The following is a 12476-nucleotide window of genomic DNA, read 5'->3' on the forward strand; positions in this document are numbered from 1 at the left end:
TCAATCAGGTCTCTTGTTATCATCCTTGTAAAAACTGCTTATGAGCTTTCGTTATATTAGCAGTCTAGCCGTCTGATTGTACCGTATTTTAGTGGTAAAAGCGCCTTAGTTTTCTTTGCTGGGTAGATCTTCTTGTTTTAGCTTTGTGTTCTTAAGTGTGCGATGTAATAACTGACTGTATATTGGTTGCCCACCCAGCATTTGCGCAACAATGGTGGCACCTAGAGCGGTGATAATCAGTGGCAAGATTAAGTGATAATTGTTAGTCATCTCGATAACCAATAAAATACCAGTAATGGGAGCGCGGACGGTCGCAGAGAAAAGGGCACCCATACCGGCAATAGCAAAGACGCCTGGTTCAATAGGCAAATCAGGAAAGATAAGTTTCGCCATTAAACCAAAGGCATAACCGAACGACGTACCGAGTGCGAGCATAGGGGCAAAAATACCACCTGGCGCGCCTGAACCAAAACAAATTAGCGTCGTGAGTACTCTGCCAATAAACAGAACAAAAAGAAATCCGGCACCAAAATCACCATTAGTGATATTAGGTATTAACCCAATGCCACCACCTGTGAGCTCGGGAATATATAAAAGCAACAAACCAAATGATCCGCCAATTAACGATCCTGTAATTAAAAATCGTTTTAAATCATTTTGGTGTAGTTTGGCAAAAAGATCTTGAAAAAGAGTAATTAATCGATTGAATGCCACTCCAAAAACACCGAACAAGGCTCCTAATACAAGGAATAGCCAAAGAACTTGCATACTGGGTGAGTCATATTGAGGCATAGTGATAACGGCATCTTGGCCATTGATGGTACGAAACACAATCGTTGCGGAAACCGCTGAAATAAGAACGGCTTTAATCGAGATTAATGAATATCTAAAGTGGGGCCGCATTTCTTCGACGACAAACATAATGCCAGCGAGTGGAGAGTTAAACGCAGCTGCAAGCCCGCCAGCAGCCCCCGAGGCAAGTAAAGTGTGTCGACTATCATCATCTTTGACGCGGAAAATATCCGTGACCATACGAGCAAGATTTCCCCCCATTTGAACGGTTGGGCCTTCCCGACCAAGCACCATTCCAGACCCAAGAGCACCTAACCCGCCAAAAAATTTCACCGGGAGTACCCGCCACCAGCGGACGGGTCTTATATTATCCATTGCACCTTCTATTTCTGGAATACCCGAGCCTGCGGCTTCTGGTGCAAATTTGTGTACAAGAAAATAGCCAACGAAGGCGAGGCATGCACTGATTAAAAATGCGGATGCCCAAAGAGGGAGAACTGAGCCAATCTCGTCTTTTAGCCACTCTGTGCGAGTGTCGGTTACAAAATGAACGCCCAGTTCAAATAAGGTTCCGACAAGCCCGGCGAGAATGCCGACAATGCAAGACAAGAACAGAACTGAAATCGGTGTTTTGTCTCTAGAGAGAAATTGATTAATCGTTTCTTTGGGCACGCGTGCAAGTAACGATTGTTTAAATCTTTCTCTCTTAGTCATTGCGTGGTTGGCCTTTTGAGGATGTAAATTGATATGAGTATTGTTAAACAAAATTATACGAATTCTATGGGTTTACAACAGTGACAAGTTTGCAAAGTAGTATTGCAATATTAGTGAGGTCTTGGGGCACTGCAAGTTATTAGAAAAAAATCATCAAGAAAAAATCCGTTTTCCTTGTAATTAAGCCATTATGGTCCATAGTTAAATCGTAGGGTATGTATTCGACAAGCACGGAGGATTTGAACCCCTACGTACAATTTGGAAGTGAAGATTCACACATACTACCGCCTCGTAAATTATCTCAGCAGCTAGTTTTGCTTTGAGATTCGCAAACTCACGATTGAGTAACGAGGGTCAAGGCGCACGCAAAGTGCGCCTTTTGTCGTTTAAGGCATACTGCCTGTGCTGCTGAAAGAATGTGTGTTCTTTTTTGTTCAACGAACAACATAAGTTTCTACATTTTGCGATCTATGATGAATGGCAAATATGTTTATACTGATGGCATATTTTCGTTTTAATGGATTGATTATGTCTATACAACAAGTTCCTACCAATATCATCACTGGATTTCTTGGCGTAGGAAAAACGACGACGATTCTCAACTTGTTGAAGAATAAGCCAAAAAATGAACACTGGGCGGTTCTGGTCAATGAGTTTGGTGAAATCGGCATTGATGGTGCCCTAATGGCAGAAGGTGGGGCGTTGATCAAAGAGGTGCCTGGTGGTTGTATGTGTTGCACGGCCGGGGTACCGATGTCGGTAGGAATCAATGCACTACTTCGACAAAAGCCAGACCGCTTAATCATCGAGCCCACCGGATTGGGGCATCCCAAGCAGGTCATTAAAACATTAACCTCTGAACAGTATCAAAGTTATGTGGATTTGAGGGCAACAATCACGCTTGTCGATCCAAGATACTTATCCGACGATAAGTATCTGTCGAACAATAACTTCAATGATCAGCTTGCCGCAGCTGACGTTGTTGTAGGCACTAAGGTTGACCAGTGCAGTGCCGAGGATGTCGACGTGTTTAATGATTGGGTGAGTGTTCAAGAACCGGCGGTGATTTTTCATCAGCTGATTAAGCACGGGCACCTACCGGTAGAGGTGTTGGATATTGAGCGCCGTTCCACAACGAGCTCGAAAGGCAATGTGGCAGCTATTATCCATGATGAACATGACCATAGTGATATGGACCCTGTTTTTGAACTGCCACCTCAACACGCATTCATTCGTAAAGAAAACAAAGGACAAGGTTATTATAGCTGTGGCTGGATCGTTGGTTCAGAGCATCTATTTGATTTTGACCAGTTGTTCTCTATGCTCAGTGATTTAACGGCGGAGAGGGTTAAAGCGGTCGTTAACACAAATAAAGGTTGCTACGCGTTTAATGTGTCCAACCGAATTGTCTCGGTAAATGAGATTTCACTGGAAGGATATGAATCTAGAATAGAGGTTATCGACAGCCAACTGCTTCCTTGGGGAGACCTAGAAAGCATATTATTGTCACTGTGTGGTCTAAAACCATAAGCGCCCAGAATACCATGTCGTTATTCGCGCGACATGGTATTCAAATGTCATGCATAGTGACTTTACGTCAGAGGTGGTCAGCCAAAGTCTACTAATTCAGCGCCTATTAACGCGACACTCGTTAACTGAAGGCTTATTATTGCATACCTCAACGGTACATAGACTTATAGTTGGGTACAAAAGCTTCCCAAAATGCGGGCTCGCCAATATGCTCTTGCACCGCTCGAATAAACGCACTGACGAGCAGTGTGTGTTTTCTATGTGGATACACAGCATAGATGCCAGTTTCTCTCGTTGATAACGCGTAATCAGTGAGTAGTGGTGTGAGGCCAAGCTCATCGATTGGTGCTTCTAGATTAAACAGATCGATGAGAGAGTAACCTAACCCGTCTCGAATGGCGCTGACCATCGTTCTTACGTCGCTCACCTTGTAATTCCCCTGCATTTTATACGTCTTCATTGTATTGCCATACGGCTTGTCACTCATGCTGAAAGTATCGAGGCTGATATCACCATTGCTATAAATCACGGCAGGAAGTGCCAGTAATGCTTCGGGAGAATCGGGCATCCCATGTTGTTCAATGAACTGGTGTGATGCGACCAATGCAAAATTGGTATTGGCAATTTTCCGCGCGATGAGGTTTGATTCGGTAAGTTTTCCAATGCGAAACGCGACATCAAAATGGTCAGCGATGATGTCGGCCCGCTTGTCATCCAGCAGCAACGTAACCTTGACCTCGGGATACTGCTTCATGAACGTTGTAATCACAGGTTGAAGATATTGCTGACCAAAAAAGATGGCGGAGCTGATTCGAATAATGCCTTTGGGCTCAGATTGATAGGAATCGGCAATCCCTTGGATTTGTTGCAGTGTCTCTCTCAGCACATGTGCTTGCGCCAATATTTCTTCTCCAGCAGAAGTGACTGAAAAAGAACGAGTCGAGCGGTTAAGCAATTGCACTCCAAGGTGGAGCTCTAGCTTTTTTATCTGTTTCGATAAGGCCGAATTATCCATATCGTGCAATGCCGCTGCCTTAGCAAATGAACCTTGCTGGACGACATCGACAAAAAGTTGCAGCTGATGAGAAATGGACATAGGAATCCTTTAACGTAACTAATTGATAGAGGCATATATATTACTGACCCTACAAAAGAATAGCCATTAATTGGTGAGTCGCACTATGTTTTGATAACAACGCAGGAACTGGGATTGAGTTAGGTAACGGCGAGTTAAATATGCTGATGCTTCGCAAATGTTCTTGCTTGATAACATCGCTGGTCGGCTAGTTTTAATTCGATGACAGTTGCTGGATGTGGACAAAATGAAAGTGACTGATTAATACGAAATAAATATATAAAAATGGTTGGATAGGAGCGTGAATAAAGGCATGATATTTCTTAACAAATGTCTAACAGGAAGTAAGATTAATGATTATTGAGAACGGTGTGATTCACATTGATTCGTTCATGGCTGTCACGATGGGGATTATCGTACTGTTTGTCGGTCGAAGACTGACACAAGTTATCGGGTTTTTAAAAGAATTTAGCATCCCAGAGCCTGTCTCTGGTGGTATTGTATTTTCTGTAGTGTTCGCACTGTTTCACATGGCCACTTCTATCGAAGTGAATTTTGATTTGATGGCGCGCGATCTATTACTGGTTTACTTTTTCACCACCATTGGTATTAATGCCAGCCTGGGTGACCTGATGAAAGGGGGCAAGCCACTTGTTATCCTGTTAGTCATCACAATAGGCTATATGTTGATTCAAAACATTACAGGTATTACTGTCGCAACCGCATTTGGGTTAGAACCTATTGCTGGCTTATTGAGTGGAACGGTATCGCTGATCGGAGGACATGGGACCGCCATTGCTTGGGCGCCGAAAATCCAAGAGCAATTTGGGTTGGAAACCGCAATGGAAATTGGTATTGCCAGTGCGACGTTCGGTTTAATTCTTGCCAGTATCATGGGAGGGCCCATCGCTAAGTTTTTGATTAACCGATATGACCTTAAGCCGTCCGAAGAAGAAGCCATGGATGTTGGCATATCTGATTCAGAGCCTAATACTAAGATCACGTCCTACGACTTCTTAGATGCTATGTTGGCGATACACACCTGTATCATTGTGGGTGTGCTTTTAAATGAGGGAGTTGAGCAATTAGGCCTTCAGTTGCCTTTGTTCGTGACGTGCTTGTTTGCTGGTATTATCTTATCCAATCTGGTGCCTCATAATTATCCTCGCCTTACTGGCACAAAGTGGCCAGCGAATAAGCCGTCAGTTGCGCTAATCGCCGATATTTCACTAGGGGCATTCTTAGCAATGTCGTTGATGAGCATGCAGCTATGGACGTTGGTTGATCTTGCTGGACCAATATTCGCTATCTTAGGCGCGCAATTTGTTATCGCAATTTTAGTTAACCTATTTATCATTTTTCCTGCGATGGGTAAGAACTATGATGCAGCGGTTATTTGTGCCGGATTTGGCGGGATCTCATTGGGTTCAACGCCAACAGCGATGGCAAATATGTCTGCGGTTGCCCAAAAATACGGAAACTCACATCAAGCGTTTATTGTCGTACCGTTGGTATGTGCGTTCTTTATTGATTTAGCGAATGCGTTCATTATTCCTTATTTCATGGGAATACTAAGTTAGGCGTAACAGAATACGAATCTACAGGTGAATAAGGTTGTACTCACTTGCACGGCATTTATTACGCGAATAAAGGGAAAGGGAAGGGTCATGAAATTATATGGATCGGCGGTAACGATTAGTAGCAAGAGGCTTGAGATTTTTTTGAGCGAGATTGGTGTATCAGGCATTGAGCGTATAGAAATTAATGTTAGAGAAGGCGCCAATCTAACGGCAGAATATCAAGAAAAAAGCGTTAACGGTAAAGTCCCATTACTTGAGCTTGATGATGGCGTTTGCATCGCTGAGACCATCGCGATATGTCGATATTTCAATGATATTACGCCCAATGAGCTAAATCTGTTTGGCTCGACACCATTAGAGCAAGCTCAAATTGAAATGTGGAACCGGATTGTTGAGATTGATGGTATTCAAAATGCATTTCAAGCGTTTCGTAACACGTCAGGTTTATACAGTGACAGAGAAAACTGCGTGAAGGAGTGGGGGGTAGAAGCAAAACACCGCGTTGAGCTGTTTCTCCCCAAGCTGGATATGCAGCTTGGCAAGTCTGATTATGTGGCGACAATGCATTATTCGATAGCGGATATCAGTGCTTATATTTTGGTATTTGTAGCCAGCAAAGCCTTAGGGATTGGGGTTCTAGACTCATATTCGAATATCAGACGTTGGTATGAGGTTGTAACAGATCGAGCTGCGATACAAAGTAATTGAACCGCTAAAAATTAAGCGATTGAATGACATTGAGTAATAAAAAAGAAGCCTTTTGGCTTCTTTTTTTGTCGATGTTCTAACCTGGTTTTGTTTGAATTATCACTTAAACTCGCTAAGTTTATAAGGTGGCTTTAAGACAAAATGAGTAAACGACAACGTGGGTATGCAAAGCAAAAGAATAGTAATGGTGATCACCTCCCAACAATACCTGGGGTATTCATCAACACCAACGGGTCTGTGGCTCGATCAATTCATTATCTCTTATTATACGCTGGTCGACTGCGGTGTTGCGGTCACCTTATGTTCTTTGGAAGGTGGTCAAGTGCCCATTGATCCACTTAGCGTTACCTTATTAGGTCAGGGTTTAGGCTGTTCCCGTGATGAGGTGAAGCGTTTTGAAGACGATATACGCGTACAAGAAAGTCTAGCAGCCACGCATTTATTAAGTCATATAGAACCTAAAGACTATTCTGCTGTCGTTATTATGGGAGGATATGGAGGCTTGTGTGATTTATCCTGCGACCCTGACGCGGTTTCTTTATTAGATAACTTTTACAGCCAAGATAAACCAATATGCACCGTAGGCCATGCCAGTGGGGTTTTGATTAATGTATCCGACCTAGAGGATCAGCCTATTGTGGCAGGCAAGAACGTCACTGGATACAGTAATAAGGAAGAAATGAACACGGGAAGAGCAGAAATGGTGCCTTTTTTGGTCGAAGATGAGCTCATTCGTCGTGGGGCAATATTCCATCAATCCAATGAGGGGGGAGCACATGTTGAAATGGACGGATTGTTGATTACTGGGCAAAATTCAGCAAGCTGTAAAGAGGCAACGTTGACACTCTTGGGCAGACTCAATGAAGGATAAAATCTCTGATGTTGTATTCTGCTTCGCTCACCATATGCCGGCATATAGACGGATTCTTTATCCAACAAGCGCATACCGTCTACAAGAAAACAATGTCCTCATGTAAGGCTTAACGTACAAAACCTTAATCACAAAATGCAGCGGCTCCAACTTTAGCGAATCAAACTCTTCGTCGCTTAAGCTTTAATTACTCAAGAAGAAACGAATACTTATTGATATCAACTGGCTAATGTGAACGTTCAATTGGAATTATTCTTAGCTTGGTTGCTAATAATTAATATCGATATTTTAGTTTTGCGTCAAATTATTGTTGTTAAAGCTACAATAATTTGACGTTTCATTTGATGTTGATTCCATTAATATTTATGATGGCTCGATTAATCTAATTGGGTTTCTTCTGCAGTGGATCACATATCGCCAAAATCGACACTTGAATTGCCATTCGACTTGATAGCGAGCGCAATGCAACATTGTGCGGCTGCGATATTGATTACCGACGTGAAAGCAAGCATCAAATATGCAAATAACCAGTTTTACGAACTAACGGGTTATTTGCCTGAAGAGGTTATTGATAAGAATCCTAATTTATTGAAATCGGGGAACACCGATCCTGATGTTTATCGTCAAATGTGGTCTCAACTGCGACAAGGTAAAGCTTGGTACGGCGAGCTTATTAATCGCAAGAAAAATGGCACATTGTTTATTGAAAAGGCTCAAATTAGCCCTTTTAGCTATGAAGGTGATACCTATTACATTGCGGTGAAGCGCGATATCACACTAGAAAAAAACATGACGGAAAAACTCAGTGATCTTGCCTATTTCGATGCGCTGACGCGGTTACCAAATCGCACGTCCTTTTTTGACCATCTGCAGTCTTTTCTTATCGACCCGTCCCAATCAACGGATTGCTATTCCTTGTTATTGATTGATCTTAATGAATTTAAGTCAATCAACGATAGTAAGGGGCATGATTATGGCGACTTGTTTTTGCAAACGGTTGCCCGACGCTTTAAAAATGTGATTGACGATGAAGGCATCGTAGCGCGACTAGGCGGAGACGAATTTGTTGTATTACTTCCCAATTGTGATGCTAACGTTGCCAGCGTCCTAGCCCAACGGCTAATTGAAGCGATAGCCTACATCGAAATCGGTAACAAGTATGAGCGCGGTTCGGCCGCGATCGGTATCACGACGAATACATCAAGAACGATTCCGTCGAGCCTTTTATTAAAGCAAGCGGATCTTGCGATGTATCGCGCAAAGCAGTGTCAGGCGAATTGGCTGTGTTATACCGACCAAATGGGGGAGCAGTGGGGTCGAAAGAAAGCGCTCGCCAAACGACTTTCTGCCGCGATTGAGCAACATCGTTTGGAAGTGGGGTTCATACCTGTCGTTGACTTAGCCAACCACTCTGTAGTGAGCTATAAGAGTCGGCTAGATTGGCAAGATCAAGTCTTTGGGTTAGTCGATCGTTTCGAATTCATTCCCATAGCGGAAGAAAGCCAGTTGATTCGAAAACTGAATCTATTCACCATTGAGCAAGCCTGTAAATACGCATCGGTTGGTGCGTTAAAGACAGTAGCAGTAAAGGTCTCGTCAAAGAACTTTGGTCATGGCGGGTTTGTTGATGAAGTCGTGCAAATTTTGCGTCGATATCATTTGCCCGGCCATTGCTTGATATTGGAGGTCTTTGAAGAGATGCTTTCTAAGAAGCGAAGCATTGATGAGCTGTATCAATTGGTTGATTACGGATGCCAAATCACCGTTGCCGATTTCGGGATGGGGCACATTTCGATCTCCGATCTCCGTGATCTTCCCATTCAAAAAATCAAAATCAGTGCGTTGTTGACCCAAGAGATTGCTGGCGATGAATCGGTAAAGCAAGTCGCAAAGGCTATCGTTGGTTTGGCCAATTTACTCGACATCGAGACGATTGCCGAAGGCGTTGAGAACGAAAAACAATGGGCATCATTGAGTGCCATCGGCTGTCATTTTGCTTCAGGCAGTTATGTCTCCCGTTTAGTGCAACACGACGCTTAACCTCTAAATTATCCCCTAGATTACAGAATTTGAAACCATTCACGGAAATCGTATCGATACGTTTCGATGAAGTGACAACCATCACATTTCATTATTATCCTTCTCGAAATTTAAATTTCTGACGTTAGGATTATTCCATCGATACGTTTCGATGCAATGTGTTTTCGCATTATATCGACACCTTAAAATTACCTCACAGGTCGCATCATGAAAAAAAGTGCACTCATTAACTCAGAGCTTTCTTATATCGTTTCAACCTTGGGTCATACCGATGAAATGACCATTTGCGACGCGGGTTTGCCTATTCCTGACGACGTTCAGCGTATAGACCTGGCACTCACGTTAGGCATACCGTCTTTTCTCGATACGGTTCGGGTGTATTTATCGGAGGCTCAGATTGAAAGTGTACTACTGGCGGAAGAGTTCAAAACGGTTTCACCTGAATTGCATGATGCCTTGATGGAGATGATAACCAGCGAATCACAGGCGACGAATAAAACCATCGCTATACAGTATGTTTCGCATGAAGAATTCAAAGTAAGAACGCAGGCTTCGAAAGCGATTGTTCGCACTGGTGAATGCACACCGTATGCCAATGTTGTCTTTCAATCTGGCGTTGTTTTTTAAATAGCTTATGCGTGAGCAGGACTGTCCTATGTTGAAACCCATACTACAGCTGAGTGAAATTGAAAAAGCCTTTCCTGGCGTTAAAGCGCTTGATAAAGCGAGCCTTAACGTTTACCCAGGAAAAGTGATGGCGCTTCTTGGTGAAAATGGCGCTGGTAAATCGACCTTGATGAAAGTGCTGACTGGCATTTATTCAAAAGATGCGGGTGACTTGTACTACCAAGGAGCAGAAGCATCATTTGAAGGCCCAAGAGAGTCACAGCAGGCGGGTATTAGTATTATTCACCAAGAGTTAAATCTTATTCCGGAGCTTACTATTGCGGAAAATATTTACCTTGGTAGGGAAAAAACGAATGCGTTTGGGCGCATCAAATGGCACGAGATGTACGCCGACGCTGATCAATTACTGGCACGTCTTAACGTGAAACATAGTGCCAAGACTCTGCTCGGCGAGCTTAGTCTTGGTGAGCAACAAATGGTTGAAATTGCGAAAGCACTGTCATTTGAATCCAAAGTTATCATCATGGATGAGCCAACAGATGCGCTCACTGATACAGAAACGGCGTCATTATTTAACGTGATTAATGAGTTGCGCGCGCAAGGTTGCGGCATCGTTTACATTTCTCATCGACTAAAAGAAATTTTCGAGATCTGCGACGATATTACGGTACTAAGAGATGGCAAATTTATCGGTCAAACCGTCGTGGCAGAAACAAATGAAGACGCGTTAATTGAGATGATGGTTGGTCGAAAACTCGATGAACAATATCCACGTATTAACGCAACCCATGGCAAGCGAAGCCTGGAAGTGAGAGGAGTATCGGGTACCGGAGTGCGTGATGTTAGCTTCCACGTTGATCAAGGCGAAATATTGGGTGTATCAGGCTTGATGGGAGCCGGACGAACCGAGTTGATGAAAATGATATACGGTGCCTTAAAGCGTGACTCGGGAGATATAGTACTTTACGGAAAATCAATCAACCCGATTAGTCCGCAAGAAGGCTTGGCCAATGGCATTGCTTATATCTCAGAAGATAGAAAGGGTGACGGTTTAGTACTTGGATTGTCGGTAAAAGACAACATGTCCTTGTGCACACTAGAGCAATTATCTAAAGGGTGGCAACTTCAACACACTGATGAGGTCATCGCGGTGGAAGATTTCATTACGCTCTTCAACATTAAAACCCCAAGCCGCAATCAAATTATTGGTAACTTATCGGGTGGTAACCAGCAAAAAGTCGCGATAGCAAAGGGCTTAATGACGAAACCTAAGGTATTAATTCTGGATGAACCCACCAGAGGGGTGGATGTTGGGGCCAAAAAAGAAATCTATCAGCTAATTAATAAATTTAAGGCTGAGGGCATGAGCATTATTTTGGTGTCCTCTGAGATGCCTGAAGTCCTTGGAATGAGTGATCGAATTATGGTCATGCATGAAGGACGGGTGAGTGGTGAATTTATGGCAGACGAAGCAGACCAAGAAAAATTACTGGCATGCGCTGTAGGTAAAAAAGTAAGCGAGGCAACAGCATGAGTAACAAAACGATGAGTGTAGCAACTGAGAAGAAAGCGAACTTCTTCAATAAAGAATGGCTGATTGAACAAAAGTCTCTAATAGCATTAATCTTTTTGATTGTTGTGGTGTCATTTTTAAACCCAAACTTTTTTACTGTCGATAATATTCTTAATATTCTGCGCCAGACATCGATCAACGCGATTATCGCTGTCGGTATGACGCTCGTCATTTTAACGGCTGGCATCGACCTGAGTGTTGGTTCGGTTTTGGCTTTATGTGGCGCTTTTGCGGCCAGTTTGATTGGCATGGAAATCCCAGTAATGGTTGCTGTGCCTACGGCCCTCGTGGCGGGCGCGGCACTTGGGGCAATCAGCGGGATTATTATCGCCAAAGGTAAGGTTCAAGCGTTTATCGCGACGTTAGTGACCATGACGCTATTACGCGGTGTCACCATGGTCTATACCGACGGCCGACCTATCTCAACGGGTTTTACTGAAACGGCGGACGCATTTGCTTGGTTTGGGACTGGTTACGCATTGGGTATTCCTGTTCCGGTTTGGTTAATGGTATTGGTGTTTGCTTCCGTGTGGTACCTGTTAAATCATACTCGCTTTGGTCGTTATATTTACGCACTTGGCGGAAACGAATCGGCAACACGTCTATCGGGCATTGATGTCGATAAAGTGAAGATCGGTGTCTACGCCATTTGTGGTTTATTGGCGGCGCTTGCTGGGATCATCGTAACGTCAAGATTATCCTCGGCGCAACCAACTGCAGGTATGGGTTATGAATTGGATGCTATCGCTGCAGTGGTATTAGGCGGAACAAGCCTGATGGGTGGCCGTGGCCGAATTATGGGTACGTTGATTGGGGCGTTAATTATTGGTTTCCTGAACAATGCACTTAACTTACTGGACGTCTCATCTTATTACCAAATGATTGCTAAGGCAGTGGTCATTCTCCTTGCGGTATTGGTCGATAATAAAAACAAATAGAGTTTGTACCCCAGCTTGAAGCCATTTA

10 protein-coding genes are annotated in these 12476 nt (G+C 43.5%); 8 read left to right on the plus strand and 2 right to left on the minus strand.

All coding sequences use genetic code 11. The annotated features are described in order from the left end of the window. Window positions 1-105 precede the first annotated feature (105 nt). Window positions 106-1506: a H(+)/Cl(-) exchange transporter ClcA gene (gene clcA, locus AB4405_RS13370; protein WP_372061260.1), complete on the minus strand. Its 1401-nt coding sequence runs from the start codon at window positions 1504-1506 to the stop codon at window positions 106-108. Between the two features lie 528 nt (window positions 1507-2034). On the opposite strand from clcA, the gene AB4405_RS13375 reads away from it, so the two are divergent. After that, the gene (locus AB4405_RS13375; RefSeq protein WP_372061262.1) at window positions 2035-3036 is read left to right on the plus strand and encodes a GTP-binding protein; all 1002 of its coding nucleotides are present in this window, start codon (window positions 2035-2037) and stop codon (window positions 3034-3036) included. A 148-nt stretch (window positions 3037-3184) separates the two neighbouring features. Here AB4405_RS13375 and AB4405_RS13380 read toward each other — a convergent pair whose 3' ends face one another. Beyond that, window positions 3185-4132 carry a LysR family transcriptional regulator gene (locus tag AB4405_RS13380; RefSeq protein WP_372061263.1) on the minus strand — a complete coding sequence of 316 codons (948 nt, stop codon included), beginning with the start codon at window positions 4130-4132 and terminating at the stop codon, window positions 3185-3187. Between the two features lie 332 nt (window positions 4133-4464). Here AB4405_RS13380 and gltS point away from each other — a divergent pair, with 332 nt between their 5' ends. The 7 genes from gltS to rbsC all read left to right on the plus strand — a co-directional run bounded on the left by gltS (window position 4465) and on the right by rbsC (window position 12448). After that, complete coding sequence (gene gltS, locus AB4405_RS13385) at window positions 4465-5691, plus strand: sodium/glutamate symporter (protein WP_372061264.1); 1227 nt, start codon at window positions 4465-4467, stop codon at window positions 5689-5691. Window positions 5692-5778: 87 nt separating this feature from the next. Next, window positions 5779-6399, plus strand: a complete 621-nt coding sequence (locus tag AB4405_RS13390; protein WP_372061265.1) for a glutathione S-transferase N-terminal domain-containing protein — start codon at window positions 5779-5781, stop codon at window positions 6397-6399. 184 nt (window positions 6400-6583) lie between these two features. Then, a complete protein-coding gene (locus AB4405_RS13395; RefSeq protein WP_372061266.1) occupies window positions 6584-7270 on the plus strand; it encodes a type 1 glutamine amidotransferase domain-containing protein in 687 nt (228 codons plus the stop codon). Between the two features lie 402 nt (window positions 7271-7672). Further along, window positions 7673-9310, plus strand: a complete 1638-nt coding sequence (locus AB4405_RS13400) for a putative bifunctional diguanylate cyclase/phosphodiesterase (RefSeq protein ID WP_372061267.1) — start codon at window positions 7673-7675, stop codon at window positions 9308-9310. A 207-nt stretch (window positions 9311-9517) separates the two neighbouring features. Beyond that, a complete protein-coding gene (rbsD, locus tag AB4405_RS13405) occupies window positions 9518-9937 on the plus strand; it encodes a D-ribose pyranase (protein WP_372061268.1) in 420 nt (139 codons plus the stop codon). 28 nt (window positions 9938-9965) lie between these two features. Next, the gene (rbsA, locus tag AB4405_RS13410) at window positions 9966-11471 is read left to right on the plus strand and encodes a ribose ABC transporter ATP-binding protein RbsA (RefSeq protein WP_372061269.1); all 1506 of its coding nucleotides are present in this window, start codon (window positions 9966-9968) and stop codon (window positions 11469-11471) included. Continuing rightward, on the plus strand, window positions 11468-12448 hold the full coding sequence (rbsC, locus tag AB4405_RS13415; RefSeq protein ID WP_102470297.1) for a ribose ABC transporter permease: 981 nt from the start codon (window positions 11468-11470) through the stop codon (window positions 12446-12448). The genes rbsA and rbsC overlap by 4 nt, the downstream gene beginning before the upstream one ends. The last annotated feature ends 28 nt before the right edge of the window (window positions 12449-12476 follow it).

Source organism: Vibrio sp. 10N.261.51.F12 (assembly GCF_041471725.1).
GTDB lineage: Bacteria > Pseudomonadota > Gammaproteobacteria > Enterobacterales > Vibrionaceae > Vibrio.